Origin of the sequence: Blautia sp. 1001283B150304_161114_C9, from assembly GCF_015668165.1 — a bacterium.
In the GTDB taxonomy this organism is placed as follows: domain Bacteria; phylum Bacillota; class Clostridia; order Lachnospirales; family Lachnospiraceae; genus Blautia_A; species Blautia_A wexlerae.
This window is the reverse complement of the sequence record NZ_JADPGO010000027.1, coordinates 1-20,926: the sequence shown is the minus strand read 5'-3', so window position 1 is coordinate 20,926 and position 20,926 is coordinate 1. Positions and strand designations below refer to the sequence as shown.

14 protein-coding genes and 2 pseudogenes are annotated in these 20,926 nt (G+C 37.4%); 9 read left to right on the top strand and 7 right to left on the bottom strand.

The genetic code is table 11. From position 1 onward, the window contains the following. Positions 1-54: 54 nt before the first annotated feature. Positions 55-606 (top strand): annotated as a pseudogene (locus I4V44_RS13090) (lysophospholipid acyltransferase family protein); the annotation flags it as partial. A gap of 15 nt (positions 607-621) precedes the next feature. Here I4V44_RS13090 and I4V44_RS18580 read toward each other — a convergent pair. Then, positions 622-864 (bottom strand): DUF6783 domain-containing protein, encoded by a 243-nt coding sequence (locus I4V44_RS18580; protein WP_420314759.1) that lies wholly within the window; start codon positions 862-864, stop codon positions 622-624. On the opposite strand from I4V44_RS18580, the gene I4V44_RS18325 reads away from it, so the two are divergent. Further along, on the top strand, positions 835-990 hold the full coding sequence (locus I4V44_RS18325) for a DUF6783 domain-containing protein (protein ID WP_008707738.1): 156 nt from the start codon (positions 835-837) through the stop codon (positions 988-990). The two genes, I4V44_RS18580 and I4V44_RS18325, sit on opposite strands and share 30 nt — an antisense overlap. Here I4V44_RS18325 and I4V44_RS13085 read toward each other — a convergent pair. Further along, positions 947-2,452, bottom strand: a complete 1,506-nt coding sequence (locus I4V44_RS13085) for a recombinase family protein (protein WP_196002826.1) — start codon at positions 2,450-2,452, stop codon at positions 947-949. The genes I4V44_RS18325 and I4V44_RS13085 overlap by 44 nt on opposite strands. A gap of 297 nt (positions 2,453-2,749) precedes the next feature. Between I4V44_RS13085 and I4V44_RS13080 the strand changes: the two genes are divergently transcribed. Beyond that, a complete protein-coding gene (locus I4V44_RS13080) occupies positions 2,750-4,015 on the top strand; it encodes an ATP-binding protein (RefSeq protein WP_196002825.1) in 1,266 nt (421 codons plus the stop codon). A 227-nt stretch (positions 4,016-4,242) separates the two neighbouring features. Here I4V44_RS13080 and I4V44_RS13075 read toward each other — a convergent pair whose 3' ends face one another. Both I4V44_RS13075 and I4V44_RS13070 read right to left on the bottom strand, forming a co-directional pair. Beyond that, positions 4,243-5,493: an ATP-binding protein gene (locus tag I4V44_RS13075; protein WP_196002824.1), complete on the bottom strand. Its 1,251-nt coding sequence runs from the start codon at positions 5,491-5,493 to the stop codon at positions 4,243-4,245. Positions 5,494-5,838: 345 nt separating this feature from the next. Next, a complete protein-coding gene (locus tag I4V44_RS13070) occupies positions 5,839-6,888 on the bottom strand; it encodes an Rpn family recombination-promoting nuclease/putative transposase (RefSeq protein ID WP_207744257.1) in 1,050 nt (349 codons plus the stop codon). A gap of 268 nt (positions 6,889-7,156) precedes the next feature. Here I4V44_RS13070 and I4V44_RS13065 point away from each other — a divergent pair, with 268 nt between their 5' ends. Together I4V44_RS13065 and I4V44_RS13060 are read left to right on the top strand one after the other, a co-directional pair. Continuing rightward, complete coding sequence (locus I4V44_RS13065) at positions 7,157-11,119, top strand: hypothetical protein (RefSeq protein ID WP_196002823.1); 3,963 nt, start codon at positions 7,157-7,159, stop codon at positions 11,117-11,119. Between the two features lie 94 nt (positions 11,120-11,213). Next, positions 11,214-11,879, top strand: a complete 666-nt coding sequence (locus I4V44_RS13060) for a hypothetical protein (protein WP_196002822.1) — start codon at positions 11,214-11,216, stop codon at positions 11,877-11,879. Between the two features lie 108 nt (positions 11,880-11,987). Here I4V44_RS13060 and I4V44_RS13055 read toward each other — a convergent pair whose 3' ends face one another. The 3 genes and pseudogenes from I4V44_RS13055 to I4V44_RS18575 form a co-directional block, all read right to left on the bottom strand. Next, a complete protein-coding gene (locus I4V44_RS13055) occupies positions 11,988-12,476 on the bottom strand; it encodes a hypothetical protein (RefSeq protein ID WP_055059010.1) in 489 nt (162 codons plus the stop codon). A 15-nt stretch (positions 12,477-12,491) separates the two neighbouring features. After that, a complete protein-coding gene (locus tag I4V44_RS13050; protein ID WP_330610637.1) occupies positions 12,492-13,202 on the bottom strand; it encodes a DUF3990 domain-containing protein in 711 nt (236 codons plus the stop codon). A gap of 3 nt (positions 13,203-13,205) precedes the next feature. Then, positions 13,206-13,346 (bottom strand): annotated as a pseudogene (locus tag I4V44_RS18575) (helix-turn-helix transcriptional regulator); the annotation flags it as partial. A 382-nt stretch (positions 13,347-13,728) separates the two neighbouring features. Between I4V44_RS18575 and I4V44_RS13045 the strand changes: the two are divergent. From I4V44_RS13045 to I4V44_RS13030, 4 genes are all read left to right on the top strand, one after another. Further along, positions 13,729-14,928, top strand: a complete 1,200-nt coding sequence (locus I4V44_RS13045; protein ID WP_196002820.1) for an AAA family ATPase — start codon at positions 13,729-13,731, stop codon at positions 14,926-14,928. Then, entirely contained in the window at positions 14,928-15,587 is a 660-nt protein-coding gene (locus tag I4V44_RS17630; protein WP_196002819.1) for a hypothetical protein, read from the top strand. The genes I4V44_RS13045 and I4V44_RS17630 overlap by 1 nt, the downstream gene beginning before the upstream one ends. Positions 15,588-16,034: 447 nt before the next feature. Next, entirely contained in the window at positions 16,035-19,913 is a 3,879-nt protein-coding gene (locus I4V44_RS13035) for a hypothetical protein (RefSeq protein WP_196002818.1), read from the top strand. A gap of 208 nt (positions 19,914-20,121) precedes the next feature. After that, positions 20,122-20,709: a hypothetical protein gene (locus tag I4V44_RS13030; protein ID WP_195284809.1), complete on the top strand. Its 588-nt coding sequence runs from the start codon at positions 20,122-20,124 to the stop codon at positions 20,707-20,709. The last annotated feature ends 217 nt before the right edge of the window (positions 20,710-20,926 follow it).

Below are 20,926 nucleotides of genomic sequence, written 5' to 3'. Positions count from 1 at the left end.
CTATACTTATATATGGGCATCAGCATTATATAATGCCCGGAAAGGAATTAACGAATGATACGATTTATCCTCGTCTGTATTGTTGTGATCGGATACCTGATCCTGTCCATCCCCATCCTGCTGGTCGAATGGATCATCGGCAGATTTTCTCCTGAAAAGAAGGATATCAGCTCCCTTAGGATCATCCAAGCAGTATTCCGATTTATCCTTAAGATCACCGGTGCAAAGATTACTGTGATCGGAGAAGAAAATGTGCCAAAGGACACACCTGTACTTTATATCGGCAACCACAGAAGCTACTTCGACATACTTCTTACTTACTCCCGCTGTCCGATCCGTACAGGCTACATTGCCAAAAAAGAGATGGAGAAAATTCCTCTTCTTTCCACATGGATGCGTTATCTCCACTGTCTCTTCCTTGACAGGAAAGACATCAAACAGGGACTCAAAACGATCCTGACCGCAGTAGACAAAGTAAAATCCGGAATTTCCATCTGTATTTTCCCGGAAGGAACCCGAAACAGAAATAAAGATGAGCTGGACATGCTTCCCTTCCATGAAGGAAGCTTCAAAATCGCTACCAAGGCCAATTGCCCGATCATCCCAATTGCGATCAGCAATTCAGCCAACATTTTCGAGGCACACTTCCCGAAGATATCTCCTGCAAAAGTTGTAGTAGAATACGGTAAGCCGATCTATCCGGATGAACTGAGCAAAGAAGATAAGAGGCATGTCGGAGAATATACGCAAAACGTAATTCGCGAAATGCTTATAAAGAACAAACCACTGACTGAAAACTAATAAGACCATCTGGGCTACGGCAACTGAATTCGGATGAAATATCCCGCAAAGTGGGGCGTGCAGATTGCGGGAATGATTTTTCAGACACGCTCTAATCCGGCAGAGCGTAAAGACAAAAATTTACGCTCTGCCGGACTGTTATATATCAGAATTTCCATTGTATCTGGACTGATCCGGGAAATACCTTAAGTGACCTGATCATCTTATCAACTGTAAACCTCTTCTCCTCAAAATCAATCTCTCCCCACAGACTTACATTAGATGCTACCTTTTCCATCTGCTCCGGTGTCGCATGATTCTCCGCAAGCACCGATAATTTCTCCAGCTTTAACTGATGTATCTGGTCTATTTCTTCCACTCTCTGATTAATATAATCTGTCAGTGTTTCTCCGGCACCTGCCAGAGAATCCACAAGCAGAGAAATCTCCTTTTCCATTTCCTCAATCTCCCTGTAAATCTGCTTTACCTGCGGATTTTCCTTTAACTTCGTATAAGCGGCAGGAGACTGTCCTTCGCGCAGCTTACGTACCATCTCTTTATATACATAATTCTCCACATCTTCAGTATAAACCTTCCCGCACCCCGGGCAGGCTTTGTTGTTCAGACGCTTCGTACATCTCAGGTACTGTTTACCGGACTGTATTTTAATACTCATAAGTGCGTATCCGCAATTGCCACATTTCACTTTCCCTGCCAGCCATGTATTCACAGCTTTCCGGTTGGCCTGAATCGTTTTATTTCTCATAAGCTTGATCCTGCAGTTCAGCCACTGCTCCGAAGACACAAGCCCCTCATGAGGTGCCACCACCAGCATATGTCCCTTAAGATTCTGCAGCTTATCTGTCTGCGCATCCCGCCCCTGATAAAGATAACATCCATGAATCCCGTCAAACTGCTCCAGACTGCTTACTATATTGGTTCCATGACTCCTGAAAAAACGATACACATCCATATCAGCCCGCACATATACCGGATTTCTCAGAAGCTGGGCCAGCATGGAACGTATCAGTTCCTTTCCGTAGAACTGCACTCCCTTTTCCGCATAATATCTGGTGATATCCCCATAAGAAGTGTCCGGTTGTTCGTACATATCAAAAATTTCCCGCACAATTGCCGCTTCCCCGGGTTCTTCCACAAGCTTCTTTGTATGGATTCCCTCCATCAGAATCTCCTCAAGCCGATAACCATAAGGAGGCTTGCCGCCCATGCGAAAACCTTTCTGACTTCTGGAATAATATGCGTCGCTGACACGTTTCTGAATAGTCTCACGTTCCAGCTGCGCAAACACAATGCAGATATTTAACATTGCCCGTCCCATAGGTGTCGAAGTATCAAATTTCTCTGTAGAAGAGACAAATTCCACCTGATACTGCTGAAACAGATTCATCATATTGGAAAAATCCAGAATAGAACGGCTGATCCGGTCCAGCTTATACACGATCACTTTCTCCACTTCCCCTCTGCGGATATCTGTCAGAAGCTGCTGAAGCTGTGGCCTGACTGTATTCTTGCCGCTGTAACCCTTATCCTTGTACTCTTTGAAACTTCCACCCTTTAACTCGTACTTGCAGAACTCGATCTGACTTTCAATAGAAATACTATCTGCTCTGTCCACTGACTGCCTTGCGTAGATTGCATTGATTCTCTTCATAGGGATCCTCCTTTGTGAAATGAAATAATTGTTGTTTTGCCGGGCAATGTTGTTACCGTTCAGAAAAACCTGAGCGATTACATTTTGTCTATACAATTACGATAACAAATATTTAAAAATGTGTAAATCGACTTTTTTCTATCTTTATGTATAGATTTTTCCGACATTTTCATTGTATAATGATGTCATAAACATTCCTCTACAATCAACTCGTTCCTCTGCTGATCATTTATAACTGTCCTGTACCGTTACCGTTCACTCTATACCTATGCCACCGACTAAAAGGAGATTTCCCATATGAGAAGAAAATGTACCGATTCCCTGATATACTGGAAAAAAAATCCCGGCCGCAAACCTTTAATCCTCCAGGGGCTTCGCCAGACAGGCAAGACCTGGCTGCTTATGGACTTCGGAAATAAGCAATACGAACATACACTCTACATCAATCTGGAAACAGACCGCTCTGCTACAGACTATCTGTCTGTTCCACATGATCCACAGGAAGTACTGCTTTTTCTGGAAACCTGTGCAGGAAAACCACTGCGCCCTGCCTCTTCCCTTCTGATTCTTGACAATATCCAGTGCATTCCTCAGATTTCCACACTTCTTACCTCTATTGCCCTGGACTTTCCACAATATCACATTGCCTCTATCTATAAAGGTGTGGTTAACTCTGATTCTTTCTCCGTCCACGACTTTGATATCCTGACTCTGTATCCACTGGATTTTGAAGAATTTCTGTGGGCCAATGCTGAGTTTGCCCTTACAAGAGAAATCCGCAATCATTTCTCCGATTTCAGCCCAATGGGAAAAAAACTCCACGAAAAAGCCCTGTCACAGTTCCGTCTCTATCTGATCATCGGCGGAATGCCTGCTGCCATTATGGAATACAAAAAAGAAAAGAAGCTCCTGCTGGTACCTGACACCCAGCAAAAGCTCCTTAATCTTTTTCTCAGCGATATTACTGCTCTGGCTCCAAAAGGAACCGCCCGCCACTGCCGCAATGCCTGGCTCTCGATCCCTGCACAGCTCGGCAGAACCAGCCGTAAATTCCAGTACACCCGCATTGCAAAAGGTGCTACTGCCAAAGTCTATCATGAACCCCTGCAGTGGCTGATCAGCGCCGGACTTGCCATTCCCTGCCAGACAGCTGTCTGCAGCAAACCTTCGGAAACCTCCTTACATCTGTATCCTGTTGACACCGGATTATGCTCATGCATACTAAAAATCCCTGCCTTCCAGCTTCTGTCAGGAGAAGAAACCACCGCCGGTACAGCCTGTATCGAAACCTTTCTGGCACAGCACTTTATCCGGAATGGCTATGCCCTCTCCTACTGGTCCAGCGGCAACCAGGCGGAAGTTCCCTTTTTACTGTCCAAAAACAGTCATTTTATTGCCATAGACTACCGCACCACCCCACATCAGAAGTGCAGGAACCTTATGCAGCTGAATAAATCTTTCCTCTCTCCTGCACCCACACAAATGTATTTAATCTCTGCCGAAGACTTCAGGCAAAAAGAAGTTTATCGGATCGTGCCTTTATATGCGGTATTTTGCATATAGAACGTGGCAGATACAACAGGCAAAAGCAGACTCCGGCCATATGACGCAGTGGCATCGCATAATGGATCTTTGCCTGATTTTCCAGTCCCCAGAGAACAAAGTCCACACCATATGCCGTCTTCTTTACAACATCCAGGATCGGCTCCGGTCATTGCGATCGGAATCTTTCTTTTTAATAAACCTATACCATATATTCTAACAGAATCTTATCCTTATATTGCTTTCTGCTATTTCAAGGTGTATCTGACTCCCCTGCCTGCACCTGTTTTTTTCAGGATTTTCTTTTCAATCAGGCTGTTCAGAGTACGTACTGCTTTACTCTTTTCCATTTCTGCTGCTTTCTCAATTTCTGATCTTGACATTTTTTCTTTTCCCTTAAGGATGTTGACCAGTATCTGTTCGGCTTCGTTCAGGTCATAGTTTTCCCTTATAACAGGAAGAATTACTTTGATAGAATTAGAAAAACACTGATACGATGGTTTTATCAGTGCGTTCCTGTAAGCATGATTGATCCTCATGATTCCGGTTCCAAATTTCTCAATATATTTCAGCCGGAAGAACACATTTCCGATAATAGGATTTCTGAGTATGGATATCTGACCATTCAGGTATTCCTCTTCGCTGATTCCGGCAGGAAGCCCTCCCGGAGAACTGATCTCAATCCTGTCCGCATACATACTGACTTTTATAGATGCCGGGATATCCCACATTCGATGGATCAGAGCATTGGCTATTGCTTCCCTGAAGGCTTTTTCCGGGATTTTGTCAATACATTTCCTTTCGGCTCCCTCTATTTTTTCATACTGATAATACTTTCGGAACATCTGAAGTGTTTTTTCCAACTGAGAAAGTATGGAAATATTTTCCAGTGATTCCCTGTCCATGATCTCATCTATGGTATCACCAAAACGTATGATATCTATTCCCGTAAACTGATTATCATCAGCAAGAAGTGCAGCTGCATTATTGAATCCACTCTGATCAGAATACAGTTCAAGAGTTTTTAAAATATCTTTATTGATCTTCTCAATGCCCATCACCCGGGTAAATTCTGTTTCTAATTTAGAAAAAGTAAGCTGCTGATTGAATGAAGCAATCTCCTCAAAAGTCTGATTACAGCCCTCCAGGATCAACCGGTTATATTCCAGACGATCCACTTCAACTGTAGAAGAATCATTTCTTTTATAAGCTTTGCCTTTATAGAGATAAGGCTTATACCTGCCTTCATAAACAGTAAGCACAATCGTATTCTCCTGTATCTCCAGACGGAACTCCGGCACAGGACTGAGACTGTCGTTGATCTTATTCTCCAGATTCAGGCATCCGTTCACTGGATCTGTTATGCCGATGATGTTCCCCTGATCATTGATTCCAAATATAATCTTTCCTTCGCCATAATTAGCATAGGCACTGATTGTTTTCAGAAACGTATTAGATGACAGATTTTCCTTATATTCCAATGTTCTGCTTTCCCTCATGATATATTCTCCTCCACCTTTTCAACCCTTTGAAACCCAATATTGATTTATAATATATAGTATAAAATCGTTCCAATCGAAATGCAACGATTTCTTTTCTCGTTTCATATAGAATGCAACGATTTATATAATCATCAAATATAATTCCGTCGATCAACAGCCAACGTAATTGTATAATTGTGAAATAATAAATATTATGTGTAAATAATACAGTTATAAATCATTTCATTTTAAAATCCATTTAGATACCGAAATCTTGAAAATAGTGTATTATATTTTACTCTGATATAAGTAAAGAGCCCCGGACCATATGGACCAAAGGCTCTTCCTGATAGAGTTTTCCATTTACCAGTATTTTTTTACATAATTGACAGCTTCTTCTTGTGATAGAGAAAATTCATTCATGATGTTTCTGACTGTATCTGTCTCACTGATATTAAAATTCCTGCAAGTCCTTACAGTCGCACGAATGCCTTCAAGGATACCTTCCCATCTGCCTTCTTGACGGCCCTCCTGTCGACCTTCTAATCTGCCTTCCTGACGACCTTCTTCGACACCTTCCTGCCTTAACTCTTCCAATGCATTACACATATTGATCTGCCCTCCTCTCTGCTCCAATTCCAAAGCATGATCGATCAGCTTCTGTGATTCTGTAATAGCACCTATCACAACGCCCAGATCTGCCGGGATATCATGGTCACTGTAGACTTCTTTGATCTTCGTATAATCCCTGGCATAGATCAGGCGGCTCACGTCAAACACCATATTCACATCCGGATCGCTGAAACACAGCTCTCCACTTGATCTTACCTGTACCAGGTTCATACGGTAATCAGATACCAGTGGTTCTATCTTTTCGGGAATCTCCAGCATATCCTTCAGGGAAGACGGGCCATCCCATTCATTTTCTCCATAGTATACACACAGACTAATTACCGGATGCAGCCGGTCGGTCTTCTTAAAACCTGACAGGAATTCATCCGCTGAATGGAAATCCCCGTTTTTCTTATTTACTGCTGCGATCTCATCATATTCTTTCATGTAAGAGAACGCATCTCCAACCATATGTCGCAGTGGCATCGCATAATGGATCTTTGCCTGATTTTCCAGTCCCCAGAGTACAAAATCCACACCATATGCCGTCTTTTTTACAACATCCAGAATCTTCTGTACTGTTTCTGCATGACCGTTAAATTTCAGCATGGAGGAAACATCCGTATCTGCTTCTGTAAGATCCTGCGGCTTCAGCACCTGTTCCCCGTTAAAAAATACTGCATTGAACAGATCCGCAAAATGTCTGTTGTCTCTCCAGAAGTTCTTCAGTATGGTATCCGGTTTGATCTTATTTTTTTCCGTCGTATCCAGCACCTCCCGTTGATTTATTTCTGTTATCAATATAGCATAATTATTACCTTGTTTCCACGAAAGGAACTATAAAAATTATTAAAAATCTGAAAAGTACAGAGTCTGATTGTTTGATTTGTTCTTTTTTCTCATTCTGTCATCTGTAAATGATCATATAACTATAAAAATACCGCTATGATGCGTAAAAAAGGCAGTTATAAATAACTATTTTTTCAGGGTTGTGCATAAATTTCTAATCAGAAAATGTGCTTTTCAATCAAAAATCAACCTGTCCACCACCCAAAGGGGAACTATAATCATGACAAAGATTAAGAATACGAAGAAAGGCATGGCTAAGAAAACCTTAAGTATGTCTCTCGTCGTTGCAATGCTGGCAACCTCTAATGTGCCGGTTTGGGCTGCTGAATTCAGCGATGGAACAGATCCTGCAGTAGCTACAGAAACTCCGGCTGTTGAAACATTTGCTGATGAAACAGCAGAAACTCCAGTTGTAGAAGACAATACAGCAGTTGCTGCAACAGAGGATACTACAATCAGCAACTCCGATATTGATGTCAGTGGTGTGAAAATGCCAAAATCAGTAATTTGGGGACAGTCTGTAAATGTTACAGGAAACTTAGTATGTGAAAAAAATCCAGCTGCAGTAAACTCATTCCATTGGGGATGGAGAATCGCTGGTACATCTGAAAATGTAATTTCAGATACAACAGCTGCTACATCTGTATCAGCTGCTAATATAGCAAATGTTGCTCCTGATTATGCTGGAAAAACATTAGAACTTCATATCTGGAGAAATGATGCAACATATAATTACGACTATGATGTTGTTGTTGGTCAGGTTGCAGTAGAAGCACAGTCCATCGAAGAGGCTACATTTACTTTAATAGATAAATCAAATACTGCTATCGGTGATAAGCTTGGATACAATGGCAAAGAATTTTCCTTAGATGGAAAAAATATCAAATTTGGAGTATTAAGTTTATATGGAACATATGCTGTAAGTCCTGTTGATTTTGAAAAATATTTTAAAGTTACTACTGAGCAGAAAGCAAAAAATGCCGGAGATACTTTAATTGTTGCAGTAAGTGCTCGAGATGATGTTAAAAACAATCCATATGTAGGTACAACTACAAGAAAAATCAACATTGTAACAAGAGATTATGTTAAGGATGATATGGTTGCCACATATGAAAAAGATGTAAAATATACATATACAGGTAACCCGATTCAGCCTGAAATTTCAAAAATCACTGTTGCAGAATCTAACGCATCTGAAGATCCAGCACTGGTAACAGGTAACGGAAAATTAAGTGGTGCAGATTTATCTTATGCAATTGAAGATGCCACAACAGACAATACTGGTGGAGCTAACAACTATTTAGTTGGAAAGAAAAACATCACAATCACTTTAGACAAGAGTAAATTAACAAACTTTACTGAGTCAAAAGTACCAGATTTACATATTACTGGTGCATTTGAAATTGTACAGTTAGATTTAGCAGATTGCAAAGTTACTGTTCCAACTGTAACTGGTGGTACTGAAGTACAGGATATTACACCTATTTTCCATAAAGGTGATACTCTGTTAAATTTAAGAAACAACGTTGATTATGAACTCGTTATTACTGACGATAAGGGTAAAACATACAAAGGTACAGATACTCTTCCGACTACAGGAACTTTTATTGCTGATGTTTATGCCAAAGGTAATAATACAAAAGGAAGCGTTAAATCTGTCAGCTTTAAAACTTCTGTGATTACAATTAGTTCTGTTAGTGCAGAAAAAGCAGTTTCAAAAGAATATACAGGAAAAGAGATTAAACCGGTTTCTACAGACTTTGGAAAACTTACAGTTTCTTACAAAACAACTGTGAATAACGGTACTAGTACATCACCTGCATCAGAAGTACTTCAGAGTGGCGAGTGGGAAATTACAGGATATAGCGCAGATGTAACTAACGCAGGAAACAAACATTATGCAACAATCAAAGTTAATAAAGAAGGCTCTCCGTTAAAAGATCAGACATTTAACCTTTACTATACAATTACACCACTGACAATTACTAGTGCTGATGTAACTCTTCAGGAAAAAGTCGTTCTTGATAAGAGCTTTACTAAAGCATCTGAATATGAATTGCCGGTTACTGTAATTGCTAAGAGCAATGACAGAAAAACCACTATTGCAACTCTTACAAGTTCCGACTATACTGTAAATTATAAATTTATGAACGGAAAGAAAGCTGGTTCAAATACTCCGGGACATAAGATTTACGCAACAGTTACCATTACTAATCCGAACTTTGTTGGAACATTAGGAAAGAAAAAAGATGTTGTTACATCTGAAAAAGGAACAGAACTGGTATCTGGCTTATTAAATGACAGCAACATTGTTATGAATAAAACTTCTTATGTATATACCGGTGGAAAGATCACTCCTGACTTCAAAGTTATGGTTGGTACATTAGAACTGGAAAAAGGTACAGATTATGTTGTTAAAGCCGTAGATGAAGGTGTAGATGTAGGTACTGCTACACTTAAGATTGAAGGACGCGGAAAATATCAGGGATGTGAAGCAAAGGCAAAATTTGAGATTACACCGGCTAATATCGAAGATGTAAAAATTGTTGTATCTGGTGCAGAATACAAAGGCGGAAAACAGGTTCGTCCAGACTTTGGAACTTCTAACGGAGTTAACGGAAATCTGACAGTTACTTTAAACGATAATCCCGTTTCTTCCCAGTTTGAAGTAACTGCATATGGTACAAATGTCAATGCTGGTAAGGGCGTTGGTAGTGTTACAATTTCTAAACTGAGAAATAACAAGAACTTTAATGGTACTTCTACAACCGGAACATTTGATATCAAAAAAGCCGCATTAACAGGTACCATTACTGTATATGACAAATACGGAAAAGTAATCAGTAATCTTAACAATGTATTCAAATATGATGGAACAGCAAAAGAATTTGCTTCTGTAAAATTTGCTCCAACAGGCACTTATGCAGATTTAGTTACAGCAGACGATTATGAGATCAGATACGTAAATAATATTTACGGTGATACTGCTGGAAATGGTTCTATTATTGTTGTAACTAAAGATAGTAGCAATTTTGCAGGTGCAGATACTGTTAAAGATTATGTAAATGATACAAAAGTTACAGGTGTTGCAGCTAAGACAGATTTTACAATTGGTTCTCTTACATTTGATAAGACAAATGTTACCGTTAGAAATGGTGTCTATGCAGGTGGTCTTCCAGTTAAACCAGAAGTAATCGTTCAGTTTGGTGGAAAGACTCTTGAAGAAGGTAAGGATTACAAATTAGTATATGATAGTCATACAGAAGTAACTTCCGGTAAGAAATATACGGTTTCTGTTGTTGGACTTAATGGATACAAAACATCTGGTACAATTAATGCAAGTGATCTGGATAAATGGGGTATTGACAAACAGACAATTGCTAATTGTGATGTTACTGTTAAAGATGGTGTAGCAACTGTAATTAATGGTACTATCAAAGTTCCAGTATCTGAATATACAGTTACAAAGAATAGTGATGATACTTATACAGTAGCTGCCAAATCTACATCTAAGAACTATACTGGTTCAAAGACTGTACAGGCAGAAGGTAAAGCTGAAAATGAAAAACCAGATGCTCCAATGATCACTAGCGTTAAAGTTGTTGGAAACAAGGCAACTGCTATCCTTTCCGGTGATTCCGAAGGTGCTGCAGGTTACGACTATGTAATCTCTACAGACCGTGACTGCATCACAAACAAAGATTATGATTCCGTAAACAAGAATCAGGTTCAGACCTCTACTACATTCAAATATGTACAGCAGGGAACTTACTACGCATACTGCCACGCTTGGAAACGTGATGAGAACGGTAAGAAAGTATTCAGCGACTGGTCTAATGCATATCCATTCGTTGTATCCGCAATCACACCGGACGCTCCAGTTATCACAAACGTAACAGTAAGCGGATCTACTATCAAAGTAACATACAAAGCAGCTGCAAACGCAACTGGTTACGATGTAGTACTTGGAACAGATTCCAAGAAAGAAAACGGTGAGACACGTCCATACCACTATGGAAATCACAAGAAGCTGAACCTCAAAGAAGGTACAGTAACAGCAACATTCAAAAATGTACCAAAGGGAACATGGGTAGTTGGAATGCATGCATTCAACAGAACATCCGAAGATGGAAAGAAAGTCTTCAGCCCATGGTCAAACCTGAAAAAGGCTACTGTTAAATAATCCATTTGGGTAATTAATACAGATTCCTAAAACAAAGAACCTCCAATTAATATAATTGGAGGTTCTTTGTTAAAAGATAGAGGAGGATTAAAAAATGTGCCAAAATAGTGATTGCAAAAAATTAAATGATATCTTATTTACAATTTATGAACAATTGTGTACAAGTTCCACTATAGATATGCATGAAAAGCTTTTTAAATCAGGTTTTTTAAAAAACTTTATAGAGGATATGGATTTTATTGATGATTTAAACCTCCAAGAGCATCCTAGATATATACTACTTATTTTAAGAAATACTTTAGAGAGTACTATTGTTTTTAAGGCACTTAACAAAAAGCATTCTACAGTTCCAGAAATTTATGCAGACTATCTGGGCAAATATGTTGACTTGGGTTGTTATGAATCGATTAATACAACAGATGATAATCCTCAACAGGTCTTAAAAAATCTTGGCGGAAACCGAATGACGCTTTATAGAAATAATTTTCGAGAATTATCTCAGATTTTTGAAATTCCTGAAGATGAGACCTCTTTATATAATTTATATAAAGTTTTATCTGATTATTGTCATAACAGTTATTTTGAAGATATTATGGAATCTATTGCAGTTACTCAACCGGATTATGACGTCCCCAAAAGTAAGGACGAATGTAAAGAAATAATTAATACAATTAAGCTTACACTGCTTACAAGTGTAATTGAAGAATTTCCTGATGACAGCCCGAAAGGTATGGCTGTGCGTCCTGCAAAGGATATATAGACCGGTGGGTGGAAGTGTTGTGATAAACTATAATTATAACGTACCAATCTAATAAGATCTAATCTTAGTTAGAAGGAAAAGAGGTATGTTACAATTTCCGATAGTCCCTTATATTTTTTTATTTCGTATTCTTTTGAATATTTCATACTGACGTTCCAATTCCATTTTTTCATCGGTAAACAGGCCTTTTGCTTCCAATATTCGCTCAATAGCCTGAGATGGATCCATTGTATGATATGGCAAAAACAGCCCTTTCAGTTCCTTTGGCTTTACGATCTTATAGACTTGCATAGAAGTTAATTCGTAGGTTATTACAAAATACCTGTAAATATATCCAATCCAATACATTTCGTTACGGGTATATTTCACAGAACCATAATTAGAAAACCCATATTCTTCATTAACCAGCTGCAGGATATCCTCTGCCTGGATATTACTTTCCAGTACTGATCCATCATCAAGCCTTTTAGCTATTCGACTCCTCATAAATCGCCTGATAAAAATCTCTGAACTTGACTCCATTTTATCAATTGACTTTTCAAATGCTGTTGCCTGAAGTTCACATAAAAGCACTCCATCCTTATTCATCCTTTTCATATATTGGTCACCCCTTTATGACAGAATCTCATCAATATATCTTCCCTGCCCTCTATATTGCCTTTTAGCTAATTTAACTTTGTCATCACCCAGTTTTGACTCTTCAAGTCTTATATTTTTATAGTATTCCCTTTCATTATTTGATATATAGCATCGTTCTGTTAATTTTATCTGGGATACAGCCTTTTCAGTCAGAAAAATATACTGCATCCCAAGATTTGTGGCAGCAAGACAATGTTTACACTGTTTATCTGTAAGGTCTCCGGCAATAAATGAATTAATGATTTGAAACATACGGTTATCTGCAATTGGAGCAATTATGTAATCACAGTTCCGTGACTGTTCTATAAGTGCCTTTACTGCCGGATGATCCTTATACTCATCCAATGTTCCCCTATAGTAAGCAGTCGTCATCATCCATTCCTGATTTACTTCATATCTCTTGCATTTCAGATCTCTGTCATCAAATCTGATATAATATACGGAAGAATTACCAAACCCTGAAACAAATGATATTGCCTGCTCATAACTTTCTCCTGTATAAAATCCCTGCCCAAAATCATTATTTTTTCTTCCCTTATGAATATCAATCTCTCCGTCAATTTCAGTTTTAGCGCCATGAAAAAGCAATTTTTCATTTGCACCTAAATCATCTCTCCAGAACATTTCCTTTAATTTGTTTATCTTTATGTTTTTATCAAATGCAAACGAATATACTGCTTCCAAAAGCCTTGCCGATGGTTCTGTTTTTTTCAGCTCGGTTCTTGAGATCGTCACCTGCTCTACTCCGATTTTTTCTGCAAGTTCACTTTGAGAAAATCCCAGAATCTCTCGTATAGACTTCAGATCCTCTGAAAAATTATATTCCATATTCATCACCTCAAACTTATTTATATTATATTACTTAAATAAGTTCAATTAAAAATTTTATTTGCAACTGGTAATCCCTGTGTGTTAGGATAGTTGGAATGCATGCATTCAACAGAACATCCATTGATAACAAGAAAGTATTCAGCCCATGGTCCAATCTTGAAACAGCTAAAGTGAAATAATCCATTTGGGTAATTATACTGCCATCCCCTGTATGTATATCTACAGTTGCTGCGAAGATAATTAAATGAATTGTACCACACATTATCAAAATCTATCCAGCGATTGTCTTAATTTGTCAATAGTTTTTTCTAGTAACTCTTCCTGTTATTTGTTATAATGAACTCATGTTAATCTGTAATGCTCCAGGAGAAAAAGAAATATGGAAAAATTATTTGTTACAAAACTGGAAATTAAAAAAGTACGCCATTTAAAAGATATCACTATCAATTTATCTGATACTATTTCCCGACACCTGATTTTTACCGGCAAAAACGGAAGTGGTAAAACAAGTGTATTAGATGCCATTGCCGCTTATCTGAAAATGAAATTCCAAGTATCAGATTTAAATTTAGAAAAAACAAAAGAGATGGATCCTTATACTTTGGATTCAGCAAAACGTCTTTCAACATATTTCAATATGCTGGATCCATCTGTTAAACTGTCATTTAATAATGAGACAGACATAAATTTAAAAGAACTATATGCCGATGGAAGTTTTTTATTAGCTTACTATAAATGTGACAGAAACTTTCAGGCTGAAGTACCTGAACATATAGAAAAAGTTTCTCTAAATGATGCCTATGATCTAAACGATGCTCCCAGAAACTTGTTTGTTAAATATCTTGCAGATCTAAAAGTGACAGAAGCATTGGCAAGAGCAAAATCAAATAACACGAAAGCAGATTCTATAAATAATTGGTTTATCCAGTTTGAAAAGCTTTTGCAACAAATATTTGAGGATACTACGTTGAAATTAGATTTTAATGAAGATACGTTTTCCTTTATGATCTGCCAGAGTGGAAAAGAACCTTATGATTTCAACTGTATGTCCAGTGGATTTTCAGCCATCATGGATATTGTTCTGGATCTCATGATTCGTATGGTCAAGAAAAAAGGACGTATTTTTGAATTTGACCTTCCCGGAATTGTACTTATAGATGAGATCGAAACGCATCTTCATCTTGAACTGCAGAAACAGATCATGCATATCCTAACCTGCCTGTTTCCAAATATTCAGTTTATCGTCTCAACACATTCTCCGTTTGTGCTTAACAGCCTGGATAATGTAGTAATTTACGATCTTGAGAATCATATCGTTGTTGAGAATGGATTGTCAGATGTACCATATGATGGAATTGTAAAAGGTTATTTCCAGGTTGATACCTTATCCGATACATTAAAAAATAAATTTCAGCAATATAAAACCCTTGTTCAGAAGCCGAAGCTTACTGATGATGACTTTGAAAAAATTGCAGAGTTGGAAATGTTTTTGGATGAAATCCCTGATTACCTGGCTCTTGACATCACCACAGAATATCAACAATTAAAAGAAGAACTGGCACAACGGGAGGATATCTGATGGTAAAAATAGAACGTTCTTTTCCCGCTCCTGACTCTTTGGAATCAGAAGCAAAAAAAGTTTCCGGAAGCTATGAACAGCCAGATGTTGTATCCCGGTTGAGAAAAGATTTTCACGATAAGTGCTACATTTGCGAACTGAAAAATCTTCAGGATCCTCAGGTAGAACACCTTTTGCCTCATAAAAACGGAAAATACCCTGAACGAAAATTTGACTGGAATAATTTGTTTTGGTCATGCAGTCACTGCAATGGAATAAAAAATCAGAAAAAGTATGATGACGGAATTATAGACTGTTGTAAAAATGATCCAGAGCTTATGATGACGTTTAAATTAAAAGATGGAAAAACTGAAATTTCAGCCAAAGATGAGCATAATTCCATGGCAGTAAGAACTGCTCTGCTCATTTACGAATCCTTCAATCTTCTCAACACTGGTATGCGGACATATAAAAGTGCAATGCGCTACAATGAACTAACAAAGGAAATGAACCTTCTATATGACAATCTTGAAGCATATAGAAAAAATCCTGATTCCAGATATATACAGCGAAAACTAAAGGCACTGCTCCGTCGGGAATCTGCATTTGCCGCCTTTAAAAGAAACTACATAAGAGATAACTGTAAAGAATTCCCACAATTGCAGTCTTATATAGAATAGCTCCTGTTTTATATGGCAGGAGTTATTTTATTCTTCCCCTTTTATTGAAAATATGCAATTGTTACTGATTTCTCAGCTTGTCATTCGCCAGAAACAGAACCGGGTTCCGATTTATTGTGCTAATAGAGAAAATATAGATACAATCATTGAAATCTATTTTCGCTGATCCGACACCGTCAATTTTTCAGACAGATCCCCTGAGCATTTTATATTTTATGAGTCTCATTATGTATCGTTACTTGCTTGCTACAATCAGCGTAAAACCAGAAGAATTTTTCAATACAACATCAGATTTATTTGCAATAACTGTCTGTTTTTACTATGATTATCAACAATTATCCACTTATAAATCATAATATCCGGATATTCCTCAAATCTGAAATCAATTCCCCATACGAAATTTTCTCCAAAATCAACCTGTCCATCACCCAAAGGGGAACTATAATCATGACAAAGATTAAAAACACAAAGAAGGGCATGGCAAAAAAGACATTAAGTATGTCACTTGTTGTTGCAATGCTTGCTACTTCTAATGTGCCGGTATGGGCTGCTGAGTTCAGCGATGGTCCTGAAACACCAGTTGCTACAGAAGCTCCGGCTACAGAAGCATTTACTGCTGATGAAGAAGCAGCAGCACCTGTTGCGGATGATACTACAGATGTTGCTGTTGCTGAGGTTTCTAATAGAAACGAATACAGTATGACTTTAACACCTATGCAGTATGACGGCAAAGATATAACAGGTAACGCAGTTGTATGGGATAATAAAAACTTAACTACATCAGTTACAGTAACTGATAATGGAATCATTGATCCAAGCACTGTTGACTTAAAGGCAGATTGGAAAATTGATGGAGTGGTTGCTGGCAGTCCTGCATCACTTACAGCAGGACAACCTAAGAATTGCCAAAAAAATATTAAATCTTGGATGGTTGGAAAAAAAGTTGCATTATATGTATATGCACAAAACAAAACAACTGGAGAAATTGTATGGAGTGATACTTCCGATGAAATTACTGTAAATGCGAAAAACACAGCAGATATTGTTGAAGCAACAGCTTCTAATGTTGTGTATAATGGCAGTATTCAGAATCCAGAAAACACAATCACTCCTACTGCAAAGGTTTCTGGCGCAGCATTACCGCAAGAATTAAATGATATTAGCGATTATAACTTAGGTTATGATGAAAACACTGATTTTGTTAACGTAACTGGTAAAAAGATCACAGTTACATTAACACCTAAGTCACCTGCATATAAGGGCTCTATTACAGCTACTTATGAAATCATAGCTAAATCATTAAATACTAAAAGTATGATTGCTGATGAAATGGTTGCTACATTAAAGAATACATCCTTTAAATTTGATGGCAGTACAAATGGTGATGTGAAAATCAAAAAAGAAGACATTACATTAGTTGATAAGGCTACCAAAACAATTGACTTATCCGATTATCTTAAAGTTGATAAAAACGGCTATGTAAATGTCACAAGAAGTGGAGAGATTGAACTTGCCACTCCAGAAAATGGAAATAAAAACTATACAATTGATACTACTGCTACGGATGCTAAAATTCAGTCCACAAATGTTCCGGAAGTTGTAGCACGTGACTTAAGCACAGTTGCAGTTACAATTGATCCAATTAAGGCAACAGGTAGTAAGGCAGCACCTGCTCAGGGAAATTATCATTTTTACGATAAAGACACTAAAAAACCATTGGATGATTTATATGGTTACGTAGATATTGATATACCAAATAATGCTGTTTCTAAAGGAACATATACTGTAACAATCACACCTAAGGCAACAACATCTAGTAACAAACTGACAGGTAATACAACTGCTGAATTAGCTATTTTTACATCAGATATTAAGCAGGCTGTATTTAAATTAAATGGAACGCCAAAAGAAGATAATAATAATAGAATTCCAGATTCTACTGTAAAAAAATATTATACTGGAGAACCAGTTACATTTACAACTGATGAAATTGGTGTTCCGACAATCGGGAATACTCCATTAAATGCTACTGATTATGAAATCACATATGCAAATAACACAAATGCTGGTACTGCAAATATGTTCTTAATTGGAAAAGACAGTTATGCAAACAGTATTAAAAATTATACTTTTACAATCAACAAGACACCTGTTTCAGATGTAACAGCAAGCAAATATGTTGAAAAGATCAATGGCGCAAAACCAGAAGATTATAAAGCAGCAATGGGTGTTGTTGTAACAGCTAAAGTTCCAAATACAAATAAAGTATTAACTTTAACAGAAGGAAAAGACTACACTGTAGATTATGATTGGGTAGATGCTACAAAATCATCTGTTAAAGCAACTGTTAAAGTTAAATCTAATAGTAACTTTACATTTAAATCTGGCACCACAGAAATGATAGCAACTTCAAAAATTTCTAATGCTACTTTAAAATCTGAGTATATTAAACTGAAAGAAACTTCTTTCACATACAATGGACAGGCAGTTAAACCTGATTTTGACGTTGTAATTGGTGGACATACTATTGATCCGGCTAACTATACTACTAAATACACTAATAATGTGAATGCTGGAACTGCAACTTTAACAATCACTGCTGTTTCTGGTAAAGATTATGAAGGAACTGCAAGTATCACATACACTATCCAGTCTGCTGATGCAGCTAAATTAAATGGTGTAATCGGTACTCAGCATTATAAAGGTTATACTCTTGAAATTCCGGCAGATAAGATTGATCTTACTTTAAATGGAGATAAGATTGATGTTGAAAGCAACTTTACTTTAACATATGGGGAAAATAAAGAAGTTGGTGAAGGAACTGTAACTTTAACACCAAAGAATAAAAACTTTACTGGAACAAAAACATTAACATTCCAGATCAGTGGTGAAATGCTTGATCCTTCCAAAGCAACATTCAAATTTGTTGACGGAGACGGATTCCCAGTATCATCTCCTTCTTTCAATTATGATGGTACTGAACATACATATGCAAAAACTATCTTATCTTATGACGGAAAAGCATTAAAAGAAGGTAGAGATTACGAAATCAAGTATGTTGATAATGTATATGGCAAAAAAGGTCTCAATGGTCAGTATGCTGCCGTACTTGCAGTTGCAAAAGGAAAATTTGGTGGAAATCTGACTACTGCCAATACAACTGAAGGTATCGATGTAAAAGATGGTATTTATACAGATGCTGCTGGAAACAAGATTACAAATGTATTCAAGATGCAGTTAATCAAGATTAATCAGGAAGAGATTACTGACAAATGCGTTTCTGTTTCCAACGGAACATATGCAGCAGGTCTTCCAGTTAAACCATCTGTAAAAATTGTTGTAAAAGGCAGAACACTTGTAGAAGGTACAGATTATGATTTAGATGTATCTGTAAACAAGGATGTGATCAACGCAACAGAAAAACAAACTCTTCTTGTTACAGTTAAACCTAAAAATGGTTATAAAAAACAAAACAATACATTAGTAAATCTTTCATGGGGAATTGACAAATTTGACCTTACAAATGCAGACGTTACTGTAAATGGTGACAAAGTTACTGTTAAATGCGGAAAAGTAGAAGTTGCTGCTGATGAATATACAGTGACAAAGGATGCTGCTGCAAATAAAGTTACTGTAACTGCAACAAAAGGTAACAAGAACTATACAGGCTCTAAGACTGTTTCTGCTGTAGTGACAGATCCGACAGAAAAACCAGGTGCTCCAATGATCAGCAGCGTTAAAGTTGTTGGCAACAAAGCAACTGCTATCCTTTCCGGTGATACAGAAGGTGCTGCAGGTTACGACTATGTAATCTCTACAGACCGTGACTGCATCACAAACAAGAACTATGATTCTATCAGCAAGAATCAGGTTCAGACTTCTACTACATTCAAATATGTACAGCAGGGAACCTACTACGCATACTGCCACGCTTGGAAACGTGACGCAAACGGTAAGAAAGTATTCAGCGACTGGTCTAGCGCATATCCATTCGTTGTATCCGCAATCACACCGGACGCTCCAGTTATCACAAACGTAACAGTAAGCGGATCTACTATCAAAGTAACATACAAAGCAGCTGCAAACGCAACTGGTTACGATGTAGTTCTTGGAACATCCTCCAAGAAAGAAAACGGTGAGACACGTCCATACAACTATGGTGCTCACAAGAAACTGAACCTCAAGGAAGGTACAGTAACAGCAACATTCAAGAACGTACCAAAGGGAACATGGGTAGTTGGAATGCATGCATTCAACAGAACATCCGAAGACGGAAAGAAAGTCTTCAGCCCATGGTCAAACCTGAAAAAGGCTACTGTTAAGTAATCCTTTGGGTAAAGAAATATATAAATAAGAAAAACTATTGCTAGGCTTTTAAATAAGCCAAATACAGTACTTTCCCCTAGATGAGGGAATATAATAACAAACCAGCATCTAAGGGGGAGAACTGTATTTATACAGCAATAGTTTTTCTGTTCTTCTCAAACTATTACTGTATTGTGATTCATTACAAATATTTTCTGGAGGAATTTATATGATGTTTGATTATGAGTATTATTTAAAAAATATTAATAATTATGAAAGTGTTATAAATAATATGCATAATAATCTTTCAAGAAGTAATGTTGATAAAATACAGAGTATTAAAAAAACTCTTTTTAAATTCAGAACTGCAATCATAGACTCTGAGTTTGAAATTTTTCATACTAACAGTCTTTTAGAAAAGATAAATAATCTTCTAACTACAATTACTGAGCTACTGAATGGAGCATATCTTTATCGTATTTTTACAATAAAAAATACTAAATATAAGATAGGCAAAGTCTCTTGTATTTGGTTTTATAAGAGCAATGAGAAAATTATTCAAACCATTGATAATATAATTAATGAAAAAATCATTAACCATGATAATGAAAACAATATTGTTATTGAATCTGAGAGTAATTGTGAGATAGTTATAGGAAACTGGATTGAAAATAAATATTTAGCAAGCCAGCAAAAAGAAATGGAACTAAAAAATTTAGAATTATTAAACTATGAGGGAAACCCCAAAGATACATCTGATGAATATACGGATACTGATTTTATGAGGAAAATTTTAAAATGCGTTGCTAATTCTTGAAGGTTGTTAATTTCTTAGTTTAGCATTGACTAGGCTGTTCTGTTTTTGGCATTAGTTCTTTTTGGCAATTCAGTAGTTTTCTGCTGAATTATTTAGAATCCCTCCCTAAAAGCCACACTGTTGCTGAAGGGGTCTGACCGCAATGTGGTCAACCTAGCGTCAACTTAGGGGCATATTAGCGAATAGCCTCCAATGCAAACTACAAAATAAATCGGTT

Coding starts and splice junctions, on each gene's coding strand:
- I4V44_RS17630 (WP_196002819.1), top strand. CDS start 14,928: ATGGTAAAAATAGAACGTTCTTTTCCCGCTCCTGACTCTTTGGAATCA.
- I4V44_RS13035 (WP_196002818.1), top strand. CDS start 16,035: ATGACAAAGATTAAAAACACAAAGAAGGGCATGGCAAAAAAGACATTA.
- I4V44_RS13045 (WP_196002820.1), top strand. CDS start 13,729: ATGGAAAAATTATTTGTTACAAAACTGGAAATTAAAAAAGTACGCCAT.
- I4V44_RS13055 (WP_055059010.1), bottom strand. CDS start 12,476: ATGAAAAGGATGAATAAGGATGGAGTGCTTTTATGTGAACTTCAGGCA.
- I4V44_RS13085 (WP_196002826.1), bottom strand. CDS start 2,452: ATGAAGAGAATCAATGCAATCTACGCAAGGCAGTCAGTGGACAGAGCA.
- I4V44_RS13075 (WP_196002824.1), bottom strand. CDS start 5,493: ATGAGGGAAAGCAGAACATTGGAATATAAGGAAAATCTGTCATCTAAT.
- I4V44_RS13060 (WP_196002822.1), top strand. CDS start 11,214: ATGTGCCAAAATAGTGATTGCAAAAAATTAAATGATATCTTATTTACA.
- I4V44_RS13080 (WP_196002825.1), top strand. CDS start 2,750: ATGAGAAGAAAATGTACCGATTCCCTGATATACTGGAAAAAAAATCCC.
- I4V44_RS13065 (WP_196002823.1), top strand. CDS start 7,157: ATGACAAAGATTAAGAATACGAAGAAAGGCATGGCTAAGAAAACCTTA.
- I4V44_RS18325 (WP_008707738.1), top strand. CDS start 835: ATGAAATATCCCGCAAAGTGGGGCGTGCAGATTGCGGGAATGATTTTT.
- I4V44_RS13030 (WP_195284809.1), top strand. CDS start 20,122: ATGATGTTTGATTATGAGTATTATTTAAAAAATATTAATAATTATGAA.